Origin of the sequence: Stenotrophomonas sp., assembly GCF_032066555.1 — a bacterium.
Classification (GTDB): Bacteria; Pseudomonadota; Gammaproteobacteria; order Xanthomonadales; family Xanthomonadaceae; genus Stenotrophomonas.
This window is the reverse complement of sequence record NZ_DAMBKV010000012.1, coordinates 76,144-103,130: the sequence shown is the minus strand read 5'-3', so window position 1 is coordinate 103,130 and position 26,987 is coordinate 76,144. Positions and strand designations below refer to the sequence as shown.

General features: G+C 65.5%; 25 protein-coding genes. 20 read left to right on the top strand and 5 right to left on the bottom strand.

Features of this window, described 5'->3' with window-relative positions:
* Window positions 1-68: 68 nt before the first annotated feature.
* A complete protein-coding gene (locus tag RT131_RS14265) occupies window positions 69-485 on the top strand; it encodes a hypothetical protein (protein ID WP_313173460.1) in 417 nt (138 codons plus the stop codon).
* A 170-nt stretch (window positions 486-655) separates the two neighbouring features.
* Here the strand turns inward: RT131_RS14265 and RT131_RS14260 are convergent, their stop codons facing one another.
* The 3 genes from RT131_RS14260 to RT131_RS14250 are packed head-to-tail and all read right to left on the bottom strand — an operon-like array spanning window position 656 to window position 3,766.
* Window positions 656-1,708 (bottom strand): ABC transporter substrate-binding protein, encoded by a 1,053-nt coding sequence (locus RT131_RS14260; RefSeq protein WP_313173459.1) that lies wholly within the window; start codon window positions 1,706-1,708, stop codon window positions 656-658.
* Complete coding sequence (locus RT131_RS14255) at window positions 1,705-3,090, bottom strand: sensor histidine kinase (protein WP_313173458.1); 1,386 nt, start codon at window positions 3,088-3,090, stop codon at window positions 1,705-1,707. The genes RT131_RS14260 and RT131_RS14255 overlap by 4 nt, the downstream gene beginning before the upstream one ends.
* Window positions 3,077-3,766 carry a response regulator transcription factor gene (locus tag RT131_RS14250; RefSeq protein WP_313173457.1) on the bottom strand — a complete coding sequence of 230 codons (690 nt, stop codon included), beginning with the start codon at window positions 3,764-3,766 and terminating at the stop codon, window positions 3,077-3,079. Before RT131_RS14250 ends, RT131_RS14255 begins: the two co-directional genes overlap by 14 nt.
* A gap of 192 nt (window positions 3,767-3,958) precedes the next feature.
* Here RT131_RS14250 and RT131_RS14245 point away from each other — a divergent pair, with 192 nt between their 5' ends.
* The 9 genes from RT131_RS14245 (at window position 3,959) to RT131_RS14205 (ending at window position 14,271) form a co-directional block, all read left to right on the top strand.
* Window positions 3,959-5,128 (top strand): porin, encoded by a 1,170-nt coding sequence (locus RT131_RS14245; protein ID WP_313173456.1) that lies wholly within the window; start codon window positions 3,959-3,961, stop codon window positions 5,126-5,128.
* A gap of 40 nt (window positions 5,129-5,168) precedes the next feature.
* Window positions 5,169-6,497, top strand: a complete 1,329-nt coding sequence (locus tag RT131_RS14240) for a CitMHS family transporter (RefSeq protein WP_313173474.1) — start codon at window positions 5,169-5,171, stop codon at window positions 6,495-6,497.
* A gap of 31 nt (window positions 6,498-6,528) precedes the next feature.
* Window positions 6,529-7,269: an acetoacetyl-CoA reductase gene (gene phbB / locus RT131_RS14235; RefSeq protein ID WP_313173455.1), complete on the top strand. Its 741-nt coding sequence runs from the start codon at window positions 6,529-6,531 to the stop codon at window positions 7,267-7,269.
* 246 nt (window positions 7,270-7,515) lie between these two features.
* Window positions 7,516-9,792, top strand: a complete 2,277-nt coding sequence (locus tag RT131_RS14230) for a TonB-dependent receptor (protein WP_313173454.1) — start codon at window positions 7,516-7,518, stop codon at window positions 9,790-9,792.
* Between the two features lie 266 nt (window positions 9,793-10,058).
* On the top strand, window positions 10,059-10,619 hold the full coding sequence (locus tag RT131_RS14225) for a nucleoside deaminase (protein ID WP_062169154.1): 561 nt from the start codon (window positions 10,059-10,061) through the stop codon (window positions 10,617-10,619).
* A gap of 157 nt (window positions 10,620-10,776) precedes the next feature.
* Window positions 10,777-11,832, top strand: coding sequence for a 23S rRNA (cytidine(2498)-2'-O)-methyltransferase RlmM (rlmM, locus tag RT131_RS14220; protein WP_313173453.1), 1,056 nt, complete (start codon window positions 10,777-10,779; stop codon window positions 11,830-11,832).
* 255 nt (window positions 11,833-12,087) lie between these two features.
* Window positions 12,088-12,993 carry an SMP-30/gluconolactonase/LRE family protein gene (locus tag RT131_RS14215; protein WP_313173473.1) on the top strand — a complete coding sequence of 302 codons (906 nt, stop codon included), beginning with the start codon at window positions 12,088-12,090 and terminating at the stop codon, window positions 12,991-12,993.
* Window positions 12,994-13,056: 63 nt separating this feature from the next.
* A complete protein-coding gene (locus RT131_RS14210; RefSeq protein ID WP_313173452.1) occupies window positions 13,057-13,779 on the top strand; it encodes a hypothetical protein in 723 nt (240 codons plus the stop codon).
* A 90-nt stretch (window positions 13,780-13,869) separates the two neighbouring features.
* Window positions 13,870-14,271 (top strand): EF-hand domain-containing protein, encoded by a 402-nt coding sequence (locus RT131_RS14205; RefSeq protein WP_313173451.1) that lies wholly within the window; start codon window positions 13,870-13,872, stop codon window positions 14,269-14,271.
* 128 nt (window positions 14,272-14,399) lie between these two features.
* Here the strand turns inward: RT131_RS14205 and RT131_RS14200 are convergent, their stop codons facing one another.
* On the bottom strand, window positions 14,400-15,578 hold the full coding sequence (locus tag RT131_RS14200; protein ID WP_313173450.1) for a UbiH/UbiF family hydroxylase: 1,179 nt from the start codon (window positions 15,576-15,578) through the stop codon (window positions 14,400-14,402).
* Window positions 15,575-16,786 carry a 2-octaprenyl-6-methoxyphenyl hydroxylase gene (gene ubiH / locus RT131_RS14195; RefSeq protein WP_313173449.1) on the bottom strand — a complete coding sequence of 404 codons (1,212 nt, stop codon included), beginning with the start codon at window positions 16,784-16,786 and terminating at the stop codon, window positions 15,575-15,577. The genes RT131_RS14200 and ubiH overlap by 4 nt, the downstream gene beginning before the upstream one ends.
* 114 nt (window positions 16,787-16,900) lie before the next feature.
* Here ubiH and RT131_RS14190 point away from each other — a divergent pair, with 114 nt between their 5' ends.
* The 10 genes from RT131_RS14190 to RT131_RS14145 all read left to right on the top strand — a co-directional run bounded on the left by RT131_RS14190 (window position 16,901) and on the right by RT131_RS14145 (window position 26,823).
* Window positions 16,901-17,482 (top strand): hypothetical protein, encoded by a 582-nt coding sequence (locus RT131_RS14190; protein WP_313173448.1) that lies wholly within the window; start codon window positions 16,901-16,903, stop codon window positions 17,480-17,482.
* A gap of 14 nt (window positions 17,483-17,496) precedes the next feature.
* A complete protein-coding gene (locus RT131_RS14185; RefSeq protein WP_313173447.1) occupies window positions 17,497-18,051 on the top strand; it encodes a cob(I)yrinic acid a,c-diamide adenosyltransferase in 555 nt (184 codons plus the stop codon).
* Window positions 18,052-18,108: 57 nt separating this feature from the next.
* Window positions 18,109-19,032, top strand: coding sequence for a histone deacetylase family protein (locus RT131_RS14180; RefSeq protein ID WP_313173446.1), 924 nt, complete (start codon window positions 18,109-18,111; stop codon window positions 19,030-19,032).
* A 96-nt stretch (window positions 19,033-19,128) separates the two neighbouring features.
* Window positions 19,129-21,561 carry an LPS-assembly protein LptD gene (lptD, locus tag RT131_RS14175; RefSeq protein ID WP_313173445.1) on the top strand — a complete coding sequence of 811 codons (2,433 nt, stop codon included), beginning with the start codon at window positions 19,129-19,131 and terminating at the stop codon, window positions 21,559-21,561.
* A complete protein-coding gene (locus RT131_RS14170; RefSeq protein WP_313173444.1) occupies window positions 21,558-22,916 on the top strand; it encodes a peptidylprolyl isomerase in 1,359 nt (452 codons plus the stop codon). Before lptD ends, RT131_RS14170 begins: the two co-directional genes overlap by 4 nt.
* 3 nt (window positions 22,917-22,919) lie before the next feature.
* Window positions 22,920-23,900, top strand: a complete 981-nt coding sequence (gene pdxA, locus RT131_RS14165; protein WP_313173443.1) for a 4-hydroxythreonine-4-phosphate dehydrogenase PdxA — start codon at window positions 22,920-22,922, stop codon at window positions 23,898-23,900.
* Window positions 23,897-24,703, top strand: coding sequence for a 16S rRNA (adenine(1518)-N(6)/adenine(1519)-N(6))-dimethyltransferase RsmA (gene rsmA, locus RT131_RS14160; RefSeq protein ID WP_313173442.1), 807 nt, complete (start codon window positions 23,897-23,899; stop codon window positions 24,701-24,703). Before pdxA ends, rsmA begins: the two co-directional genes overlap by 4 nt.
* 49 nt (window positions 24,704-24,752) lie before the next feature.
* Window positions 24,753-25,136 carry a Co2+/Mg2+ efflux protein ApaG gene (apaG, locus tag RT131_RS14155; protein WP_313173441.1) on the top strand — a complete coding sequence of 128 codons (384 nt, stop codon included), beginning with the start codon at window positions 24,753-24,755 and terminating at the stop codon, window positions 25,134-25,136.
* The gene (locus tag RT131_RS14150) at window positions 25,136-26,185 is read left to right on the top strand and encodes a symmetrical bis(5'-nucleosyl)-tetraphosphatase (RefSeq protein ID WP_313173440.1); all 1,050 of its coding nucleotides are present in this window, start codon (window positions 25,136-25,138) and stop codon (window positions 26,183-26,185) included. Before apaG ends, RT131_RS14150 begins: the two co-directional genes overlap by 1 nt.
* Window positions 26,182-26,823, top strand: a complete 642-nt coding sequence (locus RT131_RS14145) for a DUF1287 domain-containing protein (protein WP_313173439.1) — start codon at window positions 26,182-26,184, stop codon at window positions 26,821-26,823. Before RT131_RS14150 ends, RT131_RS14145 begins: the two co-directional genes overlap by 4 nt.
* Window positions 26,824-26,987: the final 164 nt, after the last annotated feature.

The following is a 26,987-nucleotide window of genomic DNA, read 5'->3' as shown; positions in this document are numbered from 1 at the left end:
AGCCCGGTAACCCCCTGCTCACATGGGACGCGGCTACCATGGCCGCGTGCCCAGAACAGGATTCGCCCATGTTCCGTCTGTCACTGCTGCTCTGCCTGCTGCTCGCCGTCACCGCCTGCAGCTCGCCGGCCGCTACCGCGCCGGTCACCTCGCAAACGCCCGCGCCGGTCCCGGCCAGCGAGCAATCAACCCCAGCCAAACCTGCTGCCACGCCCATCGTGGTCGACAGCAGCTGCAAGGTCGATGCCGATTGCACCGTGAAGAACGTCGGCAACTGCTGCGGTTATTACCCGGCCTGCGTCAACCTCAACAGCGCCACCGATCCGGCCGGCGTACAAGCCAGCTGCCAGGCCAAGGGCATGATGAGTGTCTGTGGTTTCACCGAGATCCAGGGCTGTAGTTGCATCAAAGGCCAGTGCGCGTCGACCGACAGCAGCAATCCGCTGCGCCAGCCAATGACAGAGAATCCCGCTGCGGAGCGCTGAGCAAGCGCAATGCGTTCCGAACGTAGCCCGGGTAAGCGCAGCGCACCCGGGATCGGTGACCGATCGTCTGGAAGACAACTGGATCCGCTTGACCCGGGTGCGCTGCGCTTACCCGGGCTACGGTGCTGCGCCAATCAGCGAACATCCCATCCCGCTACGCTGAGCCACACTCAGCGCGGCTTGGGCTCGACGCTGCTGCGCCAGGCATCCAGGAACTGGCGGCGCTTGAGCGCATCCAGATACACCAGCAAGCCGGGCCCAAGCTGGATCGGCCGCCGGTTCTGGCCGGGATCGCTGTCACCGCCACCGGTGCGGATGATCGGCATCAGCCGCGCCTCGCGCGACAACACCTGCTGGCCGCGGGCCGACAACAGGTAATCGAGGAAGCGCTTGGCTTCGGTCGGGTGCGGGCTGTTGCGCGGAATCACCGCCGTGCGCAGCACCACCAGGGTGTAGTCCTCAGGTTCGACGATTCCCAAGGGCGCACCAGCATCGATACGCGCCTGCGCGTAGGAACCCAGTACGTTGTAGACCAGCGACAGCTTGCCGCTGCTGACCTGGTCCAACAGCACACCGGTACGCTCCTCGCGCACCACGCCGTTGTCACCCAATGCGCCGAGCAAGGCGCCAGCGATGCTGCCGCGCTGCGCATCCTGGGTCGCCAGCAGATAGCCGACGCTGCTGCGTTCGATATCGTAGGTGCCGACCTTGCCGCGCAGCGGTGTGCCTTCGGCACGCAGCAGGTCCAGCAGTTGGCGACGCGTGTGCGGCACTTTTGCCGCAGGCAATGCACGCGTGTTGTAGACCATCGCCACCGGTTCATAGCTGATGCCGAAGGCTTCATTGCGCCACTTCGCCCAGAAAGGCACGGCTTCGGTCTGCGGCGAACGATGTGGCAGTGCATGGCCATCGTTGACCAGCTTGGTCTGCAGATCCATGCCGCTGGAAATCAACAGATCCGGTGTGGTCGCCTTATTGCGGTCGCGCAGGAAGCGCGCATACAGATCCTGGGTGATGATGTCTTCGTAAACGACTTCCGTACCCGGATGCAGGCGCTGGTAGTCGGCGATCACCACCGCGAATACTTCGATGTCGGTGGTGCCGTGGATGCGCAGCTGCTCGGTCACAACGCCCTGCGCGGGGAAGCGCTGTACATCACCCGGCGCAGCCATCAGTGGCGTTGCCAGCAGCAGGCCCAGCAACAGGATCAACAAGCGGCTCATGCGGCATGCCTTGGCAGATGGATGGTGGCGACCAGACCGCCTTCGGGCCGATTGCTCAGGTCGATGCTGCCGCCATGGCTTTCAACCACGCGCTTGACGATGGCCAGCCCGAGGCCGGCACCACCGGCAGGCGCGCTTTCACCGCGCCCGAAGCGCTCGAATACGCGTTCGGCATCGGCGGCGCTGATGCCGGGGCCGTGGTCGGCGATGGTCAATACCGCCTGCGTGTCCTGCACCGTCAGAGCGATCTGCAGCGGGCCATCGCCGCCGTATTTCACCGCGTTGTCGATCAGGTTTTTGATCGCCTCGCGCAGCAGCAGGGCGTCGCCATTGACCTGCACCGCACCGGTGGTGATCGCCAGTTGCACGCGCGGTGCCGGGCCTGCCTGCGGCAAGGCTTCATGCAAAGCCTGATGCACGGTTTCGACAAGATCCAGCGGCGCGAAGCGCTGCAGGTTGGAGCGGTGGATCACGCTGGCATCGCTGAGCAACTGGTTGAGAAGGCGGCTCATATGGGTGGCATTGCGCTCGATTGCACGCAGGCTGCGCTGCATCTCCTCGGGTTCTTCTTCGTCCAAGGCCAGCTGCGCCTGCGCGCGCAATGCAGCCAGCGGTGTGCGCATCTGATGTGCGGCTTCGGCCATGAATGCACGCAGGGTTTCGTTGCTGCTGGACAGGCGCTCCATGAAGCGGTTCAAAGCGCCGACCATCTGGTTCATCTCGCGCGGCACATGCGAGTCCAGTGGTTTCAGATCGGAGGGTTCGCGCCGCGACAGCTCGCGCTCCAGACGCACCAGTGGACGGAACGCGCGATGCACGCCGAAGGCCACCAGTGCCAGCAACAAGGCCGACAACACGCCGATGGCGATCAAGGCGCGGTTGACCATTTCCTGCGCCAGTTCGGCGCGTGCACGGCGGGTCTGCCCCACCTGCACCTGCACTTCACCCTGCGCAGAAGCGGCGGCAAAGCTGCGCTTGACCACCACGAAGCGCACCGTCTCACCGCTGTAGTCTGCATCGAACAACTGCGGCTGGTTGCCACTCCTGCGCGGTGCCTGGGGAAGATCCTCGTAGCCGGTGATGGTGCGGCCACGACTATCGGCCACGCGGTAGAACACGCGGTCTTCTTCCGCCATCGACAGCAGGTCCAGGGCCGCATATGGCAGATCCACCTGCCATTGCCCATCCACCAATGCCACCGAATCGGCGATGGACAGCGCCGAAGACACCAGCAGATGGTCGTAGGAGCGATTCGCCGCACGCTGCCCGTAGTCGCGCGCGGCGAACAGCAAGGCTACCGCGAACACCGCCAGCAACGCGCCCAGATACAGCATCAAGGTGCGCCGCAATGAACCGGAGGTACGGACCTCAGCCGGCGCCATCGGCGCCGCCGTCACTGGCTTCCAGCATGTAGCCCACGCCGCGCACGGTGGTAATGCGCACTGGCGCGGCCGCCAGTTTCTTGCGCAGCCGACCGATATACAGCTCGATGGCATTGGGCCCGGCTTCGTCGTCGAAGCCGAACAGACCCTTGGCGATCTCATCCTTACCGACGACCTGTCCGAGTCGACCGACCAGAATCTCCAGCAGGCGGAATTCGCGGTTCGGCAGTTCGACCACCTCGCCATCCAGACTGACCCGGTGCGCGGCATTGTCGAACTGGAAGCTGCCGATCTGCATCACCTCACTGGCCTGGCCTCGACCACGACGCAGCAATACCCGACAGCGCGCCTCGAATTCGCGGAAGTCGAACGGCTTGCCCAGATAGTCATCGGCGCCCACATCCAGCGCCTGCACGCGATCCTCGATGCCATCGCGGGCGGTCAGCATCAGCACCGGCGTGCTGTCGCCGCGTTCGCGCATGCCAGCCAGCACGCGCAGGCCATCGAGCTTGGGCAGGCCAATATCCAGCACCACCAGATCGAAGCTCTGGTAGCGCAGCACGCTGGCTGCGCCCATGCCATCGGCCTGCCAATCCACCGCATGGCCGTTGCGGCGCATGCGACGGATGATGGCGTCGGCCAGGTCCGCATTGTCTTCAACCAGCAGCAGGCGCATCGCGGTGAAAAGTGTCGGGAAGGCGCGAATGCTAACGCGGAAGCCGCAAAGGCGCAGTGCCAGCGCGCATTGCTGCGCCGCACAAACCCCTGACAGGCGGATGACAGCTAGTCCCGGCCAGACTGCGGCCACGCACCAGCAGGTGCCCATGTTTGCCGCGCGCCTGGCGTGCACCTGGGAGGGTTTGTGGAATTGAGTGTTTTCCAAAAGCGCAGCCTCGCTGCCGCTGTCCTGCTGAGCCTGTGCGCTCCAGCGCTGGCCGCAGAAGACGAAGGCCCGGTGACTGCCACCATCGGTGGCCGCCTGCATCTGGATTTCGCCAGCTTCGACAACGACCATCGCGGCACCCCGAACAAGGACGACACCGAGATCCGTCGCGCCTGGCTGGATGTGTCCGGCAAGTTCTTCGTCGTCGACTACAAGCTGGAAGCGGACTTCTCCGGCGACCGCCCCGAGGCCAAGGACGTCTACGTCAGCCGCAGCTTCGGTGATGCCGGCCGCCTGACCGTCGGCCAGTTCAAGCAGTACTACTCGCTGGACGACCGCACCGGCTCCAACTACGGCAGCTTCCTGGAACGCGGCAACGCCGGCACCAGCCTGGCCCCGCTGTATCGTCTCGGCGCCTCGTGGCAGGCCAACCCGGGCGACATGACCTGGGCGGCAAGTGTCTACAGCCTGGAAAGCATCGATGCCTGGCAGGTGAAAGGCCGCGCTGCCGGTGGCCGCGTCACCTGGGCGCCGGACCCGGCCGCTGGCGATGTGCTGCACCTGGGCGTGTCGCTGGCCCACGAGGCCTATGACAACCCCGGCGTGAACGGCGTTCCTGCGTTGCGTATCCGTCCGCGCCCGGCCGGCCATCTGTCCGATGAAAGCCGACTGACCCTGGTCGACTTCTCGGCCGGTCGCGATACCGACGTCAACAAGTGGTCGCTGGAATACGCGCAGGTGCGCGGTCCGCTGTCATGGCAGGGCGAATTCAGCGGCGCCACCTTCGACGATGGCGCGCAGCGCGGTGAAGTGATGGCGGCCTACGGCATGCTCAGCTGGTTCGTCACCGGCGAGTCGCGCAGCTATGACCGCAAGACCGGCCGCTTCGCCCGCATCAAGGACATCCGCCACAAGCCCGGCGCGTTCGAAGTCGCGCTGCGCTACGACCAGATGCGCGGCAGCCAGCACCTTGATGGCCAGCCCGACCTGCGCAACGGCAGCACCGAAGCCTGGACCCTGGCCGGCAACTGGTACCTGCGCGACAACCTGCGTTTCATGCTCAACCTGATTGAAAGCCGCAACCGCAATCGCCTGACCGATACCACGGTGGACCACACCCGCGCGGTCACCGGCCGCCTGCAGTTCGATTTCTAAACATCCCCTTCCCGTCCTGTCTTCAAGGAGTCTGCAGATGATGCTGACCATCCTCGGCTTCGGCATGGTCCTGACGTTCATGTATCTCATCATGAGCAAACGACTGTCGCCGCTGGTCGCCCTGATTACCGTACCCATCGTGTTCGCCCTGATTGGCGGTTTCGGTGCTGGCCTCGATGAGATGATGCTCGACGGCATCAAGAAGATCGCGCCGACCGGCGTGATGCTGATGTTCGCCATCCTCTACTTCGGGGTGATGATCGACGCCGGCCTGTTCGATCCGCTGGTACGCATCATCCTGCGCATCGTCAAGGGCGATCCGCTGAAGATCGTGATGGGCACCGCCGTGCTGGCGATGCTGATCTCGCTCGATGGCGATGGCTCCACCACCTACATGATCACCGTGTCGGCGATGCTGCCGCTGTATCGCCGGCTGGGCATGAACGCGCTGAGCATGACCTGCGTGACCATCCTCGCCGGTGGCGTGATGAACCTCACGCCGTGGGGTGGCCCGACCGCGCGTGCCGCCACTGCGCTGCATGTGGATCCGGCCGACGTGTTCGTGCCGCTGATTCCAGCAATGGTATTGGCCTGCGCTGGCATCCTTGCACTGGCCTGGTACCTGGGCATGAAGGAACGCCGTCGCCTTGGCGTGGTCGCCCTGCCGCAGGGTGGTTCGTGGATGGATGCCAGCGTCTCCGATGACAGCGATGCGCTGCCGACGGTGGAAGACGCTGAAGACACCAAGCGGCCGAAGCTGCTGTGGGTCAACTTCGCCCTGACCCTGGCACTGATGGCGGCACTGGTGATCGGCCTGCTGCCGATGCCGATCCTGTTCATGGTCGGCTTCGCGATTGCGTTGGTGATCAACTACCCGAACCTGGCCGAGCAGCGCCGCCGCGTGGTCAACCATGCCGGCAATGTGTTGTCGGTGGTGTCGCTGATCTTCGCCGCAGGCATCTTCACCGGCATCCTGTCCAACACCGGCATGGTCGAGGCGATGTCGCGCGGCTTCCTGTCGGTGATTCCGGAAGCCTGGGGCCCGTACCTGGCGGTGATCACCGCCGTGGCATCAATGCCCTTCACTTTCTTCATGTCCAATGACGCCTTCTACTTCGGCGTGCTGCCGATCCTGTCCGAAGCGGCAGGCCACTACGGCATCACCCCGGTGGAAATGGCACGCGCTTCGCTGGCCGGGCAGCCGGTACATCTGCTCAGCCCGCTGGTGCCCTCGACCTATCTGCTGGTTGGCCTGGCCAAGGTGGATTTCGCCGACCACCAGAAATTCACCCTGAAGTGGGCAGTGCTGATCTCGCTGATCCTGATGGCCGGCAGCCTGCTGTTCGCCCTGTATCCACTGGCCGCCTGAGCGGCACCTACCTGACGCATTGGAGAGCACCATGACGCTACGTATCGCCTACGTCACCAGTGGCATGGGCAGTGTCGGCACTGCCATCTGCCAGTCCCTGGCCCGCGCCGGCCACACGGTGGTGGCAGGCTGCGCACCGGATTCCCCGCGCAAGGCCAACTGGATCCGCGAGCAGCGCGAACTCGGCTTTGATTTCATCGTGTCCGAAGGCAATGCCGCCGATTGGGACTCCACCGCCGCCGCATTCGCCAAGGTGCGGGCGGAAGTGGGCGAAGTCGATGTGCTGGTCAACAACTCCGGCGGCAGCCGCGACATGTTGTTCCGGCAGATGAGCAGCGAGGACTGGAACGCGGTGATCGCCTCCAACCTCAACACCTTGTTCAACCTGAGCAAGCAGGTGGTGGATGGCATGACCAACCAGAACTGGGGCCGCATCATCAACATCGGCTCGGTCAGCGCGCAGAAGGGCCAGATCGGCCAGGTCAACTATGCGACTGCCAAGGCGGCGATGCACGGCTTCAGCCGCGCGCTTGCAGCGGAAGTCGCAGCGCGCGGCGTCACCGTCAACACCATTTCGCCCGGCTATATCGCCAGCCAGGCGATCAGCAGCTTCCCGCCGGATGTGTTGGACCGCTTGGCGGCCTCGGTGCCGATCCGCCGCCTCGGCAAGCCCGAGGAAGTAGCTGCGCTGTGCGCGTGGCTGGCCAGTGATGATGCGGCCTATGTCACCGGTGCTGACTATCCGGTCAACGGTGGTCTGTACATGGGTTGATCTTGCGACCATGGATGCAACAACCAACGCCGCGCTTTGTCGCGGCGTTTTCTTTTGGAAGCCCGCGCACCATTGCTGTCGAACGTCCGGTATTTCATATCGACTGCGTCGCACTTCTGCTCGCATCTGTGCGCAAAACACCGTGGAACAGCAATGTTTCGCATCTGCGTAAACGAGCTTTAACAATCGTCCGACAGGCTCCTTGGACCGGCGTACACGCCGGCCTTTCCATGGACCCGGTAGACAATGAATCTCCAACGCCTCAGCTTCGCCATCACCCTCGCCCTGTGCACAAACCACGCCTTCGCCGAAGCCGCTGCAGACAGCGGTGCCTCCGCGCAGACACTGGATACCATCTCGGTGATCGGCCAAGGCCAGACCCGCCAGGTGCAACGCATCGGTGAAGTCGACAAGCAGGTGTTGCCGCCGGGCAGCAGCGGCCAGAAGATCCTTGATCGTCTGCCCGGTGTCTCCGTGCAATCCAATGATGCCTTCGGTGCCAACGAAGAATCGCAGACCATCAGCCTGCGCGGCTTCGACAAGACCCGCCTGGGCTATACGCTCGATGGCATCCCGCTCGGCGACAACAGCTATGGCAACTACAACGGCCTGAGCATCGCCCGCGCCATCATTGCCGAGAACCTCGGCGGTGCCGAACTGTCGCAGGGCATCGGCTCGCTGGGCGTGGCCTCGACCAGCAACCTGGGCGGTGCCATCCAGTACTTCTCGCAGGATCCATCCACGGTATTCGGCGGCCGCGCCAGCGTCACCGTCGGCGATGACAACCAGCGCCGCGGCTATCTGCGCGTGGATACCGGCGACCTGAATGGCTTCTCGGCCTATGTCTCCGGCGTGCACCAGGACGCCGACATGTGGGCCGCACCGCACCAGAACCAGACCACACGCCAGTTCAACGCCAAGGCGGTGTGGAACGTGGGCGATCATCGTTTCGGCGCCTTCATAGCCACCTCGCGGGCCAGCCAGGCCAACTATGCCTACCTGTCCAAGAGCATGCTGCAGCGTGGACTGGGCTACGACTGGAACATCTATGCGCCGGATTGGGACCGCGCCGTCGCCGCTGCATACTGCGCGCCAGCGACCTTCGACGCCACGCGCTGCGCCTTCACTGGCGGCGTCAACAGCATCGACGATGCGTACTACCAGAGCCGCGCGTTGCGCGATGACAATCTGTATTCGCTCGATGCCAGCCTGCATCTCGGTGACGAACTCAACCTCAAGCTGCTTGCCTACCACCATGACAACCGTGGCCAGGGCCACTGGTGGGCACCGGGCCAGCCCTCGTACCCGGGCACCGACCGCATGCTGCCGATCTCGATCCGCAGCACCAACTACACGATTGATCGCCAGGGCCTGACCGCTGCGCTGTCGTGGAACGTCGGCATCCATGAGCTGGAAGCCGGTCTGTGGTTCGAGCAGAACGACCATAACGTCGAGCGCAACTTCTACTACATCGACGGCCCGTTCCTCGACGACACCTACCTCAAGAATCCAGACCGCCGCCTGTTCGACCAGGATTTCGACATCCGCACGCGCCAGTTCTACGTGCAGGACCGCATGCGCTTCCTCGACCAGCGCCTGACCGTCGATATCGGCATCAAGAGCCCGAATACCCGCATGCGCGCCACGGCCAAACCCGGCACCGAGCAGAAGCTCGCGTCGGGCACGCTGACCGCCAAGGAGTCGCTGCTGCCGCAGCTGGGCGTCGGCTTCAAGCTCAATACAAACAATGAGCTGTTCGCCTCGTATGCCGAGAACATCGCCGCCTTCGTCGGGGGTGGCAGCGGCGGCCCGCTGCAGGTTTCGCCGGAGTCGTTTGCCGCCAGCGCCGGCCTGGAACCGGAGAAATCCAGGACCTTCGAGGCCGGCTTCCGCACCTTCGGCAGCAAGTACCAGGCCTCATTGGCCGCGTACCACGTGATGTTCGACAACCGCCTGCTGTCGCTCAACCCCTGCACCAGCATTGAAGTGGGCACGCGCCCGGAATGCATCACCCGCTTCATCAACGTCGGCTCGGTGAAAAGCCAGGGCGCGGAGCTGACCTTCATCCTCAAGCCGACGCAGGGCCTGCAGTGGTACAACGCGCTGGCCTGGAACAAGACCACCTACGAGGACGATTACCTCTCCGGCGGCGCCATCGTGCCGGTGGCCGGCAAGATCACCGTCGATACGCCGCAGCGCATGGCCTCCAGCGAATTGAGCTGGAACCGTGATGGTTGGTTCGCCAGCCTGCGCGGCAAGTACACCGGCAAGCGCTACTACACCTATACCAACGACCAGTCGGTACCGGGCGTGACCACCTTCGACGCTGGCGGCGGTTACAGCTTCGGCCCTGGCCTGGGCCTGCAGAACGTCAAAGTGTCCTTGAACGTGACCAACCTGAGCAACAAGCGCTACGCCGGCCAGCTGAGCTCGTTCGCCCCGACCGATCCCGCAGGCACCCGCTATTCCATCCACGCCAGCGCCCCGCGGCAGATCTTCATGACGGTGGGTGCGGAGTTTTAAGCCTCTGGCCCCCTCCCTTTGGCCGAAGGCCAAGGGGAGGGTTGGGGAGGGGTGCTTTTGGCGTCAATCCTGAAATTCACAGACAAAAGCCAACCCCTCCCCAACCCTCCCCTTCGCTGCGCGAAAGGGAGGGGGCTGAACCCGGCTCCGCTACAGATCATTGCCTGCCAGCCCCCACACCTGAACAAGCCCCACCAGCAAGCCCGCCCCAGCGCCCCAGTCCGCTAAACTGACCGCCGTTTTTTGCCACAACGCCGGTCATCATCATGCTGCACGCCCAGGTTCACCTCACCCTCCCCGTCTGGATCCACGACGCCGTCGACGCCGACCGCGCCTATACCAGCGATGCGGACAAGGTGGCGCTGGCCATCGAGCTGTCGCGACTGAACGTTGAACACGCCAGCGGCGGCCCGTTTGGTGCGGTGGTATTCGGCCCGGACCACAAGGTGATCGCCGCCGCGGTAAATCGCGTGGTGCCGCATGCCACGTCGTTGGCACACGCCGAAAACATGGCCTATATGCTGGCCCAGCAGAAGCTCAACACCCCGCGCCTGAACGCGCTGCTGTCGCCGATCACCCTGGCCACCTCCTCGCAGCCCTGCTGCCAGTGCTATGGCGCCACCGTCTGGGCCGGTATCGATCGCCTGTTGATCGGCGCCAGCGCCGCCGACGTGGAAGAACTGACCCCGTTCGACGAAGGCCCGCTGCCCGCCGATTGGGCTGGTGAACTGAACAAGCGCGGCATCGAGGTCGTGCAAGGCATCAACCGCGACGACGCACGCGCCGTGCTGCACAGCTACGGCAAGAACGACGGCGCCCGCTACTGACCTGAAGCCCCTCTCCCACCGGGAGAGGGGTTGGGGTGAGGGTCCGGCAGTTCTCATGCAGTCTGCTACCGGAGCATCACCTACCCTCATCCGCCCTGCGGGCACCTTCTCCCGGCGGGAGAAGGAGAGGCCCGCCCGCTCCACACCAAGGATTTCCATGACCGGCCTGCTCTGCTACTGCCGCCAAGGCTTTGAACCGGAACTGGCCGGCGAACTGAACGAACGTGCAGGCCATGCCGGCATTTCCGGTTACGCGCGTACCCAGCGCAACGATGGCTACGTGGTGTTCGTCACCGACGAGGCCGAGGCGCTGGACCAGCGCCTGCCCTGGCGCGAGCTGATCTTCGCCCGGCAGAAACTGCGCGTGCTGGCCGAGCTGCCGCAGCTCGATGCCAGCGACCGCATCACCCCGATCATCGCCGCGCTGGAAGGCCAGCAGCGCTTTGGCGACCTTTGGGTGGAACACCCCGATTCGGACGCCGGCAAACCGCTGGCCGGGCTGGCGCGCGCCTTCGGCAATGCCCTGCGGCCAGCCCTGCGCAAGGCTGGCCTGCTCACCGACAAGCCCAACGGCAAGCTGCCGCGGCTGCATGTGGTGTTTGTCGATGGCACGCACGCATTTGTCTGCGTGGCCGATACCCGCGACAGCGCGCCCTGGTTGCTGGGCATTCCGCGTTTGAAGCTGCTGCCGGACGCTCCCTCACGTTCGGCCCTGAAGCTGGAAGAAGCCTTCATGACCCTGCTCACGCCGGAAGAACGCGAAGCGCTGGTAGTGCCGGGCATGCGCGCGGCGGACCTGGGTGCCGCACCGGGCGGCTGGACCTGGGTGCTGACCCGCCAGCACCTGCATGTGAGCAGCATCGACAACGGCCCACTGCGCCAGCACGTGCTGGATACCGGTCTAGTCGAACACCTGCGTGCCGATGGCTTCCATTGGCAGCCGGAAACGCCGCTGGATTGGATGGTCTGCGACATGGTGGAACAGCCACGCCGCGTGGCCGAGCGCATGGCCACCTGGCTGCGCGAGGGCTGGTGCAAGCACGCCATCTTCAACCTGAAGCTGCCGATGAAGAAGCGCTGGGACGAAACGCGCCTTTGCCTGGAGCTGTTCGCCGACAAGGCCGGCAAGCCGCTGACCATCCGCGCCAAGCAGCTGTATCACGATCGCGAGGAAATCACGGTGTTCGTGACCCCAAGAGCCAAGGGCTTTTGATCAGAGCCCCTCTCCCGTTCACGGGAGAGGGGTTGGGGTGAGGGCAGCCTTTGGCTAGCGCTTCAAGCTTGGGCATTCCCTGTAGTGCCGAGCCATGCTCGGCATAGGCATTACCGGTAGAGCCTCTGCCGAGCATGGCTCGGCACTACATGCGCCTCCCTCATGGTTGCCCGCGCAACCACACTCCGCTTCCCTCCAAGCCTCTGGCACACTCGCGCTTCCACCAACACGGAAGTCGCCGCCATCGCCCGCCAGATCACCCGCGCCCGCACCGCCGCCCTCGTGCTCATCACCCTGAGCAGCACGGCTTTGGCCGCCGACACCTTCATCGCCCGCGACCACGTCAGCGATGGCATCTTCACCACCGGCATCGAAGGCCCGGCGACCGGCCCGGACGGCGCGCTGTACGTGGTCAACCTCGGCAAGGACGGCACCATCGGCCGCGTTGATGCAACCGGCAAGGCAACGCTGTTCCTCACCCTGCCCGAAGGCAGCATCGGCAACGGCATCCGCTTCGGTAGCGATGGCACGATGTATATCGCAGATTACCCACGCCACAACATCCTGCGCGTAGCGCCCGACTCAACCAGCGTCAGCGTATTCGCGCATCTGCCAAACGCACACCAACCCAACGACATCGCCCTGGCTCCGGACGGCACGTTGTATGCCAGCGACCCCAACTGGACCAAGGTCGATGACGGCCAGTTGTGGCGCATCGACCGCGATGGCCGCGTGCAGTTGCTGGAATCCGGCATGGGCACCACCAATGGCATCGAGGTCAGCCCTGATGGCAAGCGCCTGTACGTAAACGAAAGCGTGCAACGCAATGTCTGGGTCTACGACCTCGCCGCCGACGGCAGCATCAGCAACAAGCGCCTGCTGATCCGCTTCGACGACCATGGTATGGACGGCATGCGCTGCGACGCCGACGGCAATCTCTATATCGCCCGTTACGACGCCGGTGTGGTTGCGGTGGTCTCGCCGGAAGGCAAGCTGCTGCGTGACGTGCCACTCAAGGGCCGCAAACCCACCAATGTCGCCTTCGGTGGCAGCGATGGCCGTCAGGTCTTCGTTACCGTGCAGGACCGCGGCGCGGTGGAAACCTTCCAGGCAGACCGTCCCGGCCGTGAATACGGCTTGCAACCCTCAGCCAACCCCTGAGAGCGCCAGTCTCAGCTGCTGCAATCCATATCAGGCATGCTGTAGGCCATGGGAGGAACCGCAATGCACAGCATCGAACTGAAGGACCCGGCCGGTTTCGGCAACGAGTTTCTGCGGCTGACCCTGATGCAGGGCTTCCAGTCGCTGACCAAGCGCGACCTGGAACTGCTGATCTTCGTACTGCTCGAGCGCGACGGCGCCATCAACCGCAGCGACTCCAATGCAGCGGTCGCACTGCAGTTGCGGGTCACCCCGGCCAAGGTCAAGGGCCTGCGTCGCGATGGTTATGCACGCTGGCGTGCGCTGGTGCCGGAGGAAGGCGACGCCGCCCTGCAGCGCATCGTCGCCGCGGTGTTGACCGAGGCCAATCTGCGTTCCGGGGCAAAACACGTCAGCGAACGCAGTCGCAAGGAAGGCTTCCTCGCCATCCGCATCGAACACCCCGACGATGCGCAGCGCTTCGAGCAGGCCATCCTCGATGTCGGCGCAATCCCGGTTTACGAACGCAACCGCGAAGTGGTGGCAGTGCGTTTCGACACCCTGCTCAACATCGCCGAGCGCTGGAACTACCTGCAGCCCGATCCGCAGGCCACCCTGGATGCCTTGAAGAAGCTGGCCCCGGCATCGGAAGAAGTCGCCGACCTGCTGAAGAAGGATGTCAGCCAACTGCGCTGGGTCGACCTGCGGCGTGCGCTCAACAGCCTGGGCGCGAAGGCCATCAGTTCTACCGCCGAGGGCGGTTTGAAGGGGCTGTTGAAGCTGGTGTTCCCCTTTATTCCGAGCTGACGATTCGCCTGTTCAGCTACTGCGCACTACCATCATGGGCAGCTGCCACCGCGGTGGCAGGCCCTGTTTCCAACAATGATGAGTCGTGCCATGCCTGTGTTCCGTACTCTCCTGCCGCTGGCGCTCGCCGCCTTGCTGCCTGTTGCCGCCAACGCCCAGACGGTGCCGCGCCCTGAGCCTGCGGTCAGCATGCCGTTGAACGATGTGCCGGTGCATGTACGCGAGCAATCGCTGGCTACTGGCAAGGTCACCCATTCCGTGCAGATCCCGATGCCTACCGATCAGGCCCAGGTAACGGTCCGCTCGATCCAGCCCGACAGCGTAGTCGGCAATTACCGCATCGATTTCGAGGCGATGGATGTGGATGGCGATGGTTTCATCAGCCGCGAGGAAGCGCAGGCCAATCCGGCCCTGGCTGACGAATTCAATGCCCTGGATACGGCGCGGCGCGGCAAGCTGTCGCGCGAGCAGTTGGCCGGCTGGTTGCGCTGAAGCTTCACCTGTAGTGCCGAGCCATGCTCGGCTGGGCATTACCGATAGAACCTCTGCCGAGCATGGCTCGGCACTACAGTGGCATTGCTGGTAAAGCCCCTGCCGAGCGTGGCTCGGCACTACATCACCTACAGGCCGGAGGCGCGCTTCCAGAACATCGACATCAATGGCGGCATCTTGCCCGCCAGGCCCAATAGCGCGCCACGTGCCAGGGTCAGGTGCATCTCATCGTTGGAGAACACCTTGTTGATCGCATCGAAGCTGTAAGCGGCCACCGTGTTCTCGCTGCGCCGGGTACGCGCCCAGCGCTGCAGGCGATGTGGCGAGCTCCAGTCCTGCCGACGCTGCCTGGCTTCGCGCACAAGATCACGCAGGCCGGCGACATCACGCAGGCCCAGGTTCACGCCCTGCCCGGCCAGTGGATGCACCACGTGCGCGGCATCGCCCAGGGTCAACACGCGCCCAACCACATAGGCGCTGGCCAACTGCCGACGCAGCGGGAACGCCGCGCGCGCCGAGACCAAACGCATCTCACCCAAACGCCCGGCAAAGGCATTGGTCAGCTCGCGATTGAAGCTGTCCTCATCCAGGGCGAGCACCCGTTCGGCTTCGGCATCCGGCAAGGTCCAGACAATGGAGCTGCGGTGGGGGTCGAACGGCAGCACCGCCAGTGGGCCGGTATCGAGGAAACGCTGCCAGGCGGTGTCCTCGTTCGGCAGCGCACTGTCCACGTAGGCAACCACGCCGCGCTGGCCATAGTCGTGGCGGCTGACCTCCAACCCTGCCAGCGTGCGCAGGGTGGATTCGGCACCATCGGCGGCAATGGCGATCGTCGCTTCGATGCGGCGGCCATCGTCCAGGCGCAGGCGCACGCCCTGCGCATCCTGCTCCATCGCCTCCACCCGTGCCGGGCAATACAGCTGCACGCCCGCCGCCGGCAGCGCCGCCCACAGGCGGTCCACCAGCAGGCCGTTCTCGACGATCCAGCCCAGTTCGCGGCGGCCCAGGGTGTCGGCATCGAAGGTCAGGTCACCGCCACCGGCGGCGTCCCAGACCCGCATGCGCCGATAGGCGCGTGCACGGGTCTGGTCCACCTGCTTCCACACGCCCAGCGATTCCAGCAGGGCGGCATTGTCAGCCGCGAAGGCGAACACGCGCAGGTCCGGCTTCAGCGCTGACCACGGCGGCGGCTCGCGGCCTTCTATCAATGCCACCTGCAGGCCTTCCTGGGCCAGCGCCAGCGCACAGGCCGCGCCGACCACGCCGCCACCCACGATCACCGCATCCCATTGTCCGCGCCGGCTCATCGCACTTCACTCCTGCACAGCTCGGGCACCTTGCCACGGAAGCCCATCGCGCCACCGACCAAGAAGGATTGCACGGCTGGCGCCTGTGCCGCAGCGACAAAACCCAGGCTGCGCAGCGGCCGTATCAGCGGCGTGGCATTGCTGGTCAAACGGGCAAGCCCATCCGAGAATGCCAAGGTCTGCTCGCGGTCCGGGCCGCGTCGCGCCACATAGGCCTGCAACAGGTCGTCGCTGCCCGGGTCCCGCGCGGCGTCGCCAATCAGCTCGGCCAAGGTCAGCGCATCGCGCAGCCCCAGGTTGAAGCCCTGCGCACCCAGCGGGTGGATGGTCTGCGCGGCATTGCCCAGCAGCAGCGCGCGCTCGCCCACCAGTTGCTGCGCCAGCACCTGGATCAGCGGGTAGGCGCTGCGCGGGCCGCTTTCCAGCAGGCGCCCGGCGCGCCAGCCCACCGCATCCTGCAGCCGCGCCAGCCATGCCGTCTCGTCCAGCGCCATTACCGCATCGGCCTGGGCGCGGGCCACGCCGTGGACCACACCGTAATGGCGGTCGCCACGGGGCAGCAGCGCGGTCGGGCCGGTATCGGTGAAGCGCTCGTAGGCAGTGCCGTCCGGCGCCTTGGCCGCGCGCAGCCGGGCCACGAACAGGGTCTGCTCGTAATCGTGTTCGCTGACCGCGATGCCCAGCGCCTGCCGCACCGCGCTGCGGGTGCCGTCGGCCCCCACCACCAGCCGCGCCTGCAGCTGCTGCTCGCCAGACGCATCGCCGATGACCAGTTGGCGGCGGCCATCGCTGCTGCCCCCCAGGCCCAGGAAGCGCGCCGGGCGGTAGCGGGTCAGGTGCTGCAGTTCGCCCAGCCGGGCTTCCAGCGCCTCACCAAAGTCGCGCGCCACCACCACCTGGCCGAAGGCCTCGCGGCCATAGTCGCTGGCCTGCATCACCACCCGGCCGAAATCGCCGGCGCGGCTGACATGGATACGGCGGATCGGGCCACCCGGATTGGCCAGCTTCTGCATCACCCCCAGCGCGGTCAGGGCGTTGACCGTAGCTGCGGCAAAGCTGAGGTTGCGCTGGTCGAACACCGCCGGCATGGTGCCGGCCGGGGTCGCCTCGACCAAACCAACGTCCAGTCCCAGCCGGTCCAGTGCGATGGCCAGGCTGGCACCGACCAGCCCGCCACCGACAATCACTACGTCATGGTTCTTGCTCATGGGCCAATGATACGGGGGATCACTGGCACGGCTACGCCAGTCTTGCCGCAGCGCAACCGCCGGTTCACCCCCACTACGGCTAGAATGGCCGTCTGATTAACGGAAACCGCCACCATGACCGCCAACGTCCAACGCGCCATCATCCTGTCCCTGCTCGTGCTGCTGATGGCCGGCACCCGCCTCAACCACTTCGCACCGGTCCCGGATGCGTCCTGGGCGGTGTTCTTCATCGGTGGTTTCTACCTGCGCAACTGGACCCGCTGGGCCTTCCCCTTGCTGATGGGTCTGGCCGTGGTGGTTGACTGGGTGGTGATCTCCAACCAGGGCATGAGCTTCTGGCAGCACTACTGTGTCTCGGCCGCCTACTGGATGTTGATCCCGGCCTATTTCGCGATGTGGGCGGGCGGCATGCTGCTGCGTCGTTACTACACCGGTGCCAGCCTCAAGTCGCTGGGCCTGCTGGCCGCCAGCGTGATCGGTTCTGTCGCCCTGTGCCACCTGATCGCCCAGGGCAGCTTCTATTGGATCAGCGCTTCGGTGGCTGAGCCGAGCGTTGCCGGCTGGGCCAAGAACTACAGCGATTGGCTGCTGCCCTACATGCAGACCGCTGCCATGTACGTCGGTGCCGCCGCACTGGTGCAGCTTGCCGTTGAAGCCACCAGCAAGCAGCCGGCCGCCGGCCGCGTTGCCCACTAAGGGCACGCCAGGCAATGGGTAACCGCCTCTCCAAGATCTACACCCGCACCGGTGACGATGGCAGCACCGGCCTGGGCGATGGCAGCCGCACCGGCAAGGATTCGCTGCGGGTCAACGCCTACGGCACCGTCGACGAGGCCAATTCGGCCATCGGCGTGCTGCTGGCGGTGGAGCTGCCACAGGACGTGCGCGATCTGCTGACCACCATCCAGCACCAGCTGTTCGACCTGGGCGGCGAGCTGTGCATCCCTGGCCATGCCGCCATCCACGCCGCCGACATCGACGCGCTGGAGCAGCAGCTGGACCGCTACAACGACGACCTGCCGCCGCTGAAGGATTTCATCCTGCCGGCCGGGGGCGAAGGTGCTGCGCGCTGCCACCTCGCGCGTACCATCGTCCGTCGCGCCGAGCGTGAGACGGTCGCACTGGCGCGGGTCGAAGATATCCGTGCCGAGGCCGTGCGCTATCTGAACCGCCTCTCCGACCTGCTGTTCGTGCTGTCCCGCGTACTTGCCAGGGCCGGTGGCCATGGCGAAGTCCTGTGGAACCACGAACGCCGTCACGGCTGATCCTCCCCTCCCATACGACGCCGCGCACCGCGCGGCGTCGCCGGTTACAGTGCGGCCATGCTGGTATTCACCCACCCCGCCTGCCTTGAACATGACCCCGGTATCGACCACCCCGAGTCGCCCGAGCGTCTGCACGCCGTCATTTCCGCCCTCCGGGCCGCGTTCCCGGACCAACTGGAATGGCGCAATGCCCCGCCCGCCAAGCTCGGCGAACTGGCCCGGGTGCATAGCCGCGAGCTGATCGATTCGGTGCTGCAGGTGCAGACCGCGCCGCTGCGGCGTATCGACCTGGACACCTTCAGCTCCCCCGGTTCGGCCAGCGCAGCCCTGCATGCAGCCGGTGCCGGCGTTGCAGCGGTTGACGCGGTGATGCTCGAGGACGGCAACACCCATGTGTTCTGTGCGGTACGTCCGCCCGGCCACCACGCGACCGCCGATACCGCGATGGGCTTCTGCCTGTTCAACAACATCGCCGTTGCCGCGGCCTACGCCCGCGACAAGTACGGCCTGGAGCGCATCGCCATCGTCGATTTCGACGTCCACCACGGCAACGGCACCCAGGCCATCTTCGAGGCCGACCCCAAGGTCGCCTACTACAGCACCCACCAATCCGGCCTGTTCCCGTTCTCGGGCAACATGCGCGAACGCGGGGTCGGCAACATCTGCAACATCCTGCTGCCGCCGGGCAGTGGCGGCTTCCGCTTCCGCAATACCTGGGCCGACGAGATGCTGCCGCAGATCGAGGCATTCCGGCCACAGCTGCTGTTCATCTCGGCCGGTTTCGACGCCCACATGCGTGACCCACAGGCCGACCTGATGGTCGAGACCGAGGACTTCGGCTGGCTGACCGCCGAACTGGTCAGGCTCGCCGAGCGCCACGGTAGCGGCCGCGTGGTGTCGATGCTGGAGGGGGGCTACGACCTGCAGGCGCTGCGCGAATGCAGCGTGGCCCACGTCCAGGAACTGCTCGCAAGCCGTTGATGGATGAACCCTGCCCGGCCCATCCGGCAGCCTTTCATTGCCCCCATGCAGGCGATGCGGCAAGCTAGCGGCCGTTTTCCCCCGAATGCGAACCGCGTGCGCCGAGCTCTCCGCCTGCTTCCCCTGCCCTTGGGCATTGCCATCTGCCTGCCCGCCTGGGCCGACGAGAAGCCGGTGAACTGGGGCCTGTGCCCGGCCACCGACACCTTGCCGGCCTTCGACGAAGCGCCGCCGGTCGACCCGGCTGCCGCAGCCAACCGCGAGCAGCTGCCGACCGATATCGAAGGCAACGAGCTGACCGGCACCAGCACCGTGCCGCAGTACCAGGGCAATGTGCTGCTCAAGCGTGGCGACCAGTTCATGGGCGCCGACAGCCTGCGCATGGACACCGAAACCGGCAACTACATTGCCGAAGGCAATGTCCGTTATTCGGATTCGTCGATCCGGATGGTCGCCGAGCGCGCCGAAGGCAACCAGGAAACGGATTCACACAAGATCAGCGATATCCGTTACCAGCTGGTTTCCCGTCGTGGCAATGGCTCGGCCGACTCGGTCGACCTGCAGGGCTCGACCGGGCAGATGCACCATTCCAGCTACACCACCTGCGATCCCTCGCAGCCCGTGTGGAAACTGGTGGCACCGCAGATCGATGTCGACAACGAAGAAGGCTTTGGCACCGCCCGCAATGCGGTATTGCGCATCGGCAATGTGCCGGTGCTGTACGCGCCCTACTTCAAGTTCCCGATCGACGACCGCCGCATGACCGGCCTGCTCTATCCCAAGATCAGCATGTCCGGGCGCAACGGCGTTGATTACGCGCAGCCGATCTACTTCAATCTGGCGCCCAACTACGACGACACCCTGACCCCGCGCTACATGAGCAGGCGCGGGCTCATGCTCGACAACGAATTCCGCTATCTGTATTCCGGTGGCCGCGGCCAACTGGATACCGCGTATCTGCCCAACGACTCGCTGCGTGACCGCGACCGTGGCACCGTGGCATTCAACGGCTACCACAACGTCAACAGGCACTGGCAGGCTCGCGCCAATATGGCCTGGGTCAGCGATGAGCGCTACGTCGAGGACTTTGCCAACCGCCTGAACGGCATCACCGCCTCCAATCTGCAGAGCACCGCAGGCCTGTACGGCACCGGCCGCGCATGGACCGCCGGCATCATGGCCGACGAGTGGCAGCTGACCGACTACACGCTGACCGAATCCTCCCTGCCCTACAGCCGCCAACCGCGCCTGTTCGCCACCTGGGACGAGAGCTTCGGCCGCTGGTTCGAGGCGGGCGTGTATGCCGAAGCAGTACGCTTCACCCACGACGACATCCACTTCAAGAATGGCGCCGACCAGGACTACACCCGCAATGGGCTGTCCAGGGCCATGCCTGGCGGTTCCCGCCTCGACATCAAGCCTTACGTGTCGATGCCGTTGGGCGGCGCTGCCTGGTACATCACCCCGACCCTGGCCTGGCGCTATACCGCCTATGACCTGGAGCGTGGCCTGGCCGATGACATCCGCGCCCAGCAATTGCGCGCAGCCGGCATCGACCCGGCCACCGCCACCCCGGAGCAGCGCCGCGGCAACACCTCGCCCAACCGCAGCATGCCCATCACCAGCATCGACATGGGCCTGTTCTTCGACCGTGAGACCACGCTGGGCGGCAAGTCCTATCTGCATACGCTGGAACCGCGGCTGTTCTACCTGAACACGCCCTACCGCGACCAGTCGGACCTGCCGCTGTTCGACACCCGCGCCTTCACCTTCAGCTGGGGCCAGCTGTTCCGCGATTCGCGTTTCACCGGCGCCGACCGCCAGAACGATGCCAACCAGCTGACCACGGCGCTGACCACGCGCCTGATCCGGCAGGCCGATGGCCGCGAGAAGCTGTCGGCCAGCATTGGCCAGATCAGCTATTTCGACGACTCCAGGGTCACCGTCAACCCCGGTGACCCGGTGGTGAGCGAAAGCAAGTCCGCCTGGGTCGCCGACGTCAACTGGGCGCTGACCGACCGCTGGACCCTAGGCAGCACCTACCAGTGGAATCCCAAGTTCCGCAAGGAAGACCTGGCCAGCGTGCGCGCACGCTACCTGCTGCCCGACGACGGCGTGATCAACCTGAGCTACCGCTACCGCGGCAACCCGACCACCGGCCAGGAACAGCTCAAGCAGGCGGATTTCTCCTTCCTGTACCCGATCAACCCGCGCTGGAGCATCGTCGGCCGCTATTACTACTCCATGCTCGACAGCAAGCCGCTGGAAATCATCGGTGGCGTGCAATGGGACAGTTGCTGCCTGGCCGTGCGTGCGCTGGCCCGCCGCTACGTCAGAAACCGCGAGGGTGACCTCAACAATTCGTTCCAGATCGAGTTCGTGCTCAAGGGCCTGAGCTCGGTCGGACAGGACACGGACCGCACCTTGCGCCGTGCTATTCTCGGCTACAACCGAGACGACCTCTACCTCGTTCCGCCGAGCAATATCGAAGCGAACGACGACGACTACGATCCCAACCAGATTCCATGACCAAGACCCTTCCTGCAGTCCTCGCCACCTTGCTGGCGTTCTCCGGCGTTGCCGCCCCGGCTGTTGCACAGCAGACGCAGCCGCTGGATCGCATTGCCGCCATCGTCGACGAGGGCGTGATCCTGCAGAGCGAACTGCAGCGTGCGGTTGCCAACATCAAGGGACAGTACGCCGGGCGCGAAGCCCAGCTGCCGCCCGAGTCGGTACTGGAGCGCCAGGTGCTGGAACGCCTGGTACTGGTCAAGCTGCAGGTGGCCCGCGCCGAAGGCAGCGGCATCCGCGTCAGCGACGAAGAGCTCAACCACGCCATCGGCAGCATTGCCCAGCAGAACGGCACCACCGTTGACGGTCTGCGCCAGCGCCTGAGCCAGGACGGCATCGGCTTCCCGGACTTCCGCAATTCGGTGCGCGAGGAAATCATCACCCAGCGCCTGCGCCAGAGCTTTGCGCAGAGCCGCATCAGCGTCAGCGAAGGCGAAGTGGATGCCGCGCTGGCCCAGCAGAATGCCGGTGGCGCCCAGTTCCACCTGGCGCACATCCTGATCGCCCTGCCTGAGGGCGCCACGGCCGAGCAGATTGCCACCGGCCAGAGCAAGGTCGACGGCGTCAAGGGCCTGCTCGACAAGGGTGAACTGGATTTCGCGGCGGCGGCCGTACGCTATTCGGACAGCCCCAACGCCTTGGAAGGCGGTGACCTGGGCTGGCGCAGCGTCGACGAAATCCCCAACGCCTTTGCCAACCAGATCAAGAACATGAAGGCCGGCGACGTGCTGGGCCCGATCCGCGGCCCGAGCGGCTTCCAGCTGCTCAAGCTGGTGGAAACGCGTGACGCCAACGCTGGCGACAGTGGCCAGAAGGTCACCGAATACCATGCCCGTCACATCCTGGTGCGCGTCACCGACCAGGTCGACGACGCTGCTGCCAAGGCCAAGATCGAGACCCTGCGTGCACGCATCGCGGGCGGCGCCGACTTCCAGACCGTGGCCAAGGAGTCGTCCGACGACGCCAACAGCCGTGGCCAGGGCGGTGACCTGGGCTGGTTCCCGGCCGATGCGTTTGGCCCGGACTTCGGCAAGCAGGTCGAAAGCCTGGCCGACAACGGCGTGGGCACTCCGTTCCGCACCGATGCCGGCTGGCATATCGTGCAGCGCGTAGGCAGCCGCCAGACCGACGTCAGCGACAACAACAAGCGCGCCCAGATCCGTGAGCAGATCGGCCGTCGCAAGCTGGACGACGAGTACAACCGGTTCCTGCAGGAGCTGCGCGGCGAAGCCTATGTCAGCTTCCGCAGCGGCGACCGTGCCGAGGGCAATGCCGATACGGCAACCACGCCCGCAGAACCTGCCAAGCCCTGACCGATGATTCCCCAGCTCGCTCTGGTTCCGGGCGAGCCCTCCGGGATCGGCCCGGAACTTTGCATCCGCCTTGCCCAACAGCCGCGCAGTGACTGCCGGCTGTTGGCGTTTGCGGACCCGGATACCCTGCAGGCCGCCGCCCGCGCGCTGAACCTGCCATTGCAGTTGCTGCCCGAACACGCCGACGCCCAGCGCCCCGGCGACCTGCGCCTGCGCGAAGTCCGCAACGCCACCCCCGCGCAGTTCGGCCAGGCCGACCCGCGCAATGCACGTGCGGTGATCGACGCCCTGCTCGGCGCCGGCCAGGCCTGCCTGGACGGCAGCCTCGACGGCGTGGTCACCGGCCCGGTGCACAAGGCGGTGATCAACCTGGGCGGCATCGCCTATAGCGGCACCACCGAGCTGCTGGCCCAACAGGCCGGTGTGGAGGTGGTGATGATGCTGGCCAACGACATCGTGCGCGTGGCCCTGGCCACCACCCACCTGCCGCTGCGCGACGTCGCCGACGCCATCAGCGCCGACAGCCTGAGCAGGGTCATCCGTACCACCCACGCCGCCCTGCGCCGCGACTTCGGCCTGGCCGCACCGCGCATCGCGGTGCTCGGCCTGAACCCGCATGCCGGCGAAGACGGTCACCTGGGCCGTGAGGAGCTGGACCTGATCATCCCGCTGCTGGAACAGCTGCGTGCCGAAGGCATGCAGCTGATCGGTCCGCTGCCGGCCGATACCGCCTTCCTGCCGGCCAAATTGGCCGGTTTCGACACGGTGCTGGCGATGTACCACGACCAGGGCCTGCCGGTGCTCAAGTACAGCGGCTTCGAGCAGGCCACCAACATCACCCTGGGCCTGCCCTACCCGCGCGTGGCGGTCGACCATGGCACCGCCCTGGACCTCGCCGGCAAGGGCGTGGCCGATCCCTCCAGCCTGTTTGCCGCCACCGAGCTGTGCGCCCGGCTGGCTGCACAACGTAAAATCACCGCATGAATTCAGATCACTCCCCGCGCAGCGGCTTCACTGCCCCGGCCAAGAAACAGCTGGGCCAGCACTTCCTGGCGGACAAGTATTACGTCGAGAAGATCGTCATGGCGGTCGACCCGAAGGACGGCGACCGTCTGGTCGAGATCGGGCCGGGCCAGGGTGCGATCACCTTCCCGCTGCTGCGTCGCCATCCCAGGCTGACCGTCATCGAGTTCGACCGCGACCTGATCGTGCCGTTGACCGAGGCCGCCGCGCCACTGGGCGAGCTGACCATCGTCCACAGCGACGTGCTGCGGGTCGATTTCACCGAACTGGCTGCAGGCGACAAGATCCGCCTGGTCGGCAACCTGCCCTACAACATTTCCTCGCCCATCCTGTTCCACGCGCTGGACCATGCTGCGGCGATCTCGGACATGACCTTCATGCTGCAGAAGGAAGTGGTCGACCGCATGGCGGCCGGCCCCGGCAGCAAGGTCTACGGCCGCCTGAGCGTAATGCTGCAGGCGTTCTGCGAGGTCAGGTCGCTGTTCGTGGTGCCGCCGGGCGCGTTCCGGCCGCCACCGAAGGTGGATTCGGCCGTGGTCCGGCTGCTGCCGCGCGATCCGGCCACGGTCGGCATCAACGACCGCAAACGCTTTGCCGACGTGGTCCGCGCCGCCTTCGGCCAGCGCCGCAAAACCCTGCGCAACGCCCTCAACGGGGTCATCGACCAGGCCCAGTTCGAAGCCGCCGGCGTGCGCAGCGATGCCCGCGCCGAGCAGCTGGAAGTTGCCGATTTCATCAGGCTTGCCAACCTGCCGCACGAATAAGCGCTGCATCCACGCAAACCGATCACCTGCTTTTGCTTACACTCCTCCCATGGAAGACAACCGCCACTACGCGATCGAGATCGAGGTCTCGCCTCGTTTCATCGACGACCAGTCGGCCCCTGAAGACGGCCGCTTTGCGTTCGCCTACACGATCCGCATCCACAACCGTGGCACCGTCCCGGCCCGCCTGATCAGCCGCCACTGGCGCATCACCGACGGCGAAGGCCGGGTCGAGCACGTCGATGGTGAGGGCGTGGTCGGCGAGCAACCGCGCCTGCGCCCCGGCGAGGAGTTCCGCTACACCTCCGGGGTAATGCTGGGCACCGAGCACGGCACCATGCAGGGTCATTACGACATGCTGGCTGACGACGGCACCGAGTTCGCCGCGACGATCGCGCCGTTCGTGCTTGCCATTCCCAGGACGCTGCACTGATGGCGACCTGGGCAATCGGCGATCTGCAGGGCTGTTACGACGTCACCCAGCGTTTGCTGGAAAAGATCAACTTCGACCCGGCTGCAGACAAACTGTGGTTCGCTGGTGACCTGGTCAACCGCGGCGGCCAGTCGCTGGAAACACTGCGGCTTGTGCATTCACTGCGCGAACACAGTGTCACCGTGCTCGGCAACCACGATCTGTCCCTGCTGGCCATTGGCGCCCGCAGTGAAGAGGAGCAGCGCAAGGTCAACCCGGACCTGCAACGCATCGTGCTGGCCGAGGACCGCGACGTGCTGTTGGACTGGCTGCGCATGCAGAAGCTGGCGCACGTGGACCGTGAGCTGGGCTGGATGATGTTCCACGCCGGGCTGGCGCCGAAGTGGACCGTGGCATTGGCCGAAAAGCACGCGCGCGAAGTCGAGCAGCAGCTGCATGGCAATGGCTACCGCAAGCTGTTTCGCAACATGTACGGCGACAAGCCGGCGTGGTCGCCGGGCCTGAGCGGCTACGACCGCTCGCGCGCCATCATCAACATCTTTACCCGCATGCGTTACTGCACGCCAAGCGGGCGCATCGGCATGGAAGACAAGGGCACGCCGGGTACCCAGCCGCAGGGCATGTACCCCTGGTTTGAAGTGCCCGGGCGGGTGGAGCGTGAGCTGAAGATGGTCTGCGGCCATTGGTCGGCGCTGGGCCTGACCATCACCCAGGGCGTGCATGCCATCGATACCGGTGCGGTCTGGGGTGGCAAGCTCACCGCACTGCAGCTGGACAGCGAAGACCTGCGCGTCGTGCAGGTGCCGGGGCGTGACGTGCCGGCCGCGGTGCCCGGCCAGCATCCGCCGCGCAAGCCGCGCGTGGAAGCCAAGCCGGAAGCCAAGCCCGAGGCCAAATCCGAAACGCGCAGCGAAGCGCCCCGCCCCGAGCGCAGCGGTGAACAGCGCCGCCGGCCGCGCCGCCATCGTCCGCGTGGGCGCAACGGCAATGGCAACAACAACGGCAGCAACAGCACGCCTACGCCAGACAACAACGGACCGGCTGCATGAGGCCTTGGCCATCAGCGTTGATGCTGATGGTCATCGCAGTGCTTGCCGGCTGTCGTCCGCAGACGGATGACACGCAGACCAGCCCGCCGTCGCAGGCAGCAACCGAATCCACGCCTGCCGCAACTTCGCCCCCGCTGGTGGCAGCTGCACGGGCGCAGATCGGTGTCACCACCCGCTACGATCCGGCCTATTTTTCCCTCGGCTATCCCGGTGGCGATCCGCCACTGGATCGCGGCGTCTGCACCGATGTGGTGATCCGCGCCCTGCGCACGCAAGGTGTTGACCTGCAGCAGCGCATCAACGAGGACATGCGCGGGGATTTCTCCGCCTATCCGTCGCTATGGGGACTGTCGCGACCGGATCGGAACATCGACCACCGCCGCGTGCCCAACCAGATGCTCTGGTTCCAGCGCCAGGGCTGGGAGCTACCGATAACTACCCTCGCCGATGACTACGCCGCCGGTGACATCGTGGCATGGAAGCTCAATGGCAACGGCCTGCTGCACGTAGGCATCGTTTCTGACCGGCGGCTGGATGATGGCACCCCGCTGGTGCTGCACAACATCGCACAGGGCACGCAGGAGCAGGATCTGCTTTTCCGGCACACGATCATTGGGCATTACCGGATGCCGGGGTGATGGGCTCTCTTGCGAGGCTCTGGAAGCCTTGTGCAAAGAGCAAAGAGCAAAGAGCAAAGAGCAAAGAGCTACCCCTCCCCAACCCTCCCCTTGGCTGCGCCAAAGGGAGGGAGCTGATCTCGCCGGCTGCACCATTTCGCGCAGCCAAGGCTGTTACCCCCTCC

Excerpts from the sequence above, each read along its gene's own strand:
- RT131_RS14265 (WP_313173460.1), top strand. The coding sequence starts at position 69 with ATGTTCCGTCTGTCACTGCTGCTCTGCCTGCTGCTCGCCGTCACCGCC.
- RT131_RS14260 (WP_313173459.1), bottom strand. The coding sequence starts at position 1,708 with ATGAGCCGCTTGTTGATCCTGTTGCTGGGCCTGCTGCTGGCAACGCCA.
- RT131_RS14255 (WP_313173458.1), bottom strand. The coding sequence starts at position 3,090 with ATGGCGCCGGCTGAGGTCCGTACCTCCGGTTCATTGCGGCGCACCTTG.
- RT131_RS14250 (WP_313173457.1), bottom strand. The coding sequence starts at position 3,766 with ATGCGCCTGCTGCTGGTTGAAGACAATGCGGACCTGGCCGACGCCATC.
- RT131_RS14240 (WP_313173474.1), top strand. The coding sequence starts at position 5,169 with ATGCTGACCATCCTCGGCTTCGGCATGGTCCTGACGTTCATGTATCTC.
- phbB (WP_313173455.1), top strand. The coding sequence starts at position 6,529 with ATGACGCTACGTATCGCCTACGTCACCAGTGGCATGGGCAGTGTCGGC.
- RT131_RS14230 (WP_313173454.1), top strand. The coding sequence starts at position 7,516 with ATGAATCTCCAACGCCTCAGCTTCGCCATCACCCTCGCCCTGTGCACA.
- RT131_RS14225 (WP_062169154.1), top strand. The coding sequence starts at position 10,059 with ATGCTGCACGCCCAGGTTCACCTCACCCTCCCCGTCTGGATCCACGAC.
- rlmM (WP_313173453.1), top strand. The coding sequence starts at position 10,777 with ATGACCGGCCTGCTCTGCTACTGCCGCCAAGGCTTTGAACCGGAACTG.
- RT131_RS14210 (WP_313173452.1), top strand. The coding sequence starts at position 13,057 with ATGCACAGCATCGAACTGAAGGACCCGGCCGGTTTCGGCAACGAGTTT.
- RT131_RS14205 (WP_313173451.1), top strand. The coding sequence starts at position 13,870 with ATGCCTGTGTTCCGTACTCTCCTGCCGCTGGCGCTCGCCGCCTTGCTG.
- RT131_RS14200 (WP_313173450.1), bottom strand. The coding sequence starts at position 15,578 with ATGAGCCGGCGCGGACAATGGGATGCGGTGATCGTGGGTGGCGGCGTG.
- ubiH (WP_313173449.1), bottom strand. The coding sequence starts at position 16,786 with ATGAGCAAGAACCATGACGTAGTGATTGTCGGTGGCGGGCTGGTCGGT.
- RT131_RS14190 (WP_313173448.1), top strand. The coding sequence starts at position 16,901 with ATGACCGCCAACGTCCAACGCGCCATCATCCTGTCCCTGCTCGTGCTG.
- RT131_RS14185 (WP_313173447.1), top strand. The coding sequence starts at position 17,497 with ATGGGTAACCGCCTCTCCAAGATCTACACCCGCACCGGTGACGATGGC.
- RT131_RS14180 (WP_313173446.1), top strand. The coding sequence starts at position 18,109 with ATGCTGGTATTCACCCACCCCGCCTGCCTTGAACATGACCCCGGTATC.
- RT131_RS14170 (WP_313173444.1), top strand. The coding sequence starts at position 21,558 with ATGACCAAGACCCTTCCTGCAGTCCTCGCCACCTTGCTGGCGTTCTCC.
- pdxA (WP_313173443.1), top strand. The coding sequence starts at position 22,920 with ATGATTCCCCAGCTCGCTCTGGTTCCGGGCGAGCCCTCCGGGATCGGC.
- rsmA (WP_313173442.1), top strand. The coding sequence starts at position 23,897 with ATGAATTCAGATCACTCCCCGCGCAGCGGCTTCACTGCCCCGGCCAAG.
- apaG (WP_313173441.1), top strand. The coding sequence starts at position 24,753 with ATGGAAGACAACCGCCACTACGCGATCGAGATCGAGGTCTCGCCTCGT.
- RT131_RS14150 (WP_313173440.1), top strand. The coding sequence starts at position 25,136 with ATGGCGACCTGGGCAATCGGCGATCTGCAGGGCTGTTACGACGTCACC.
- RT131_RS14145 (WP_313173439.1), top strand. The coding sequence starts at position 26,182 with ATGAGGCCTTGGCCATCAGCGTTGATGCTGATGGTCATCGCAGTGCTT.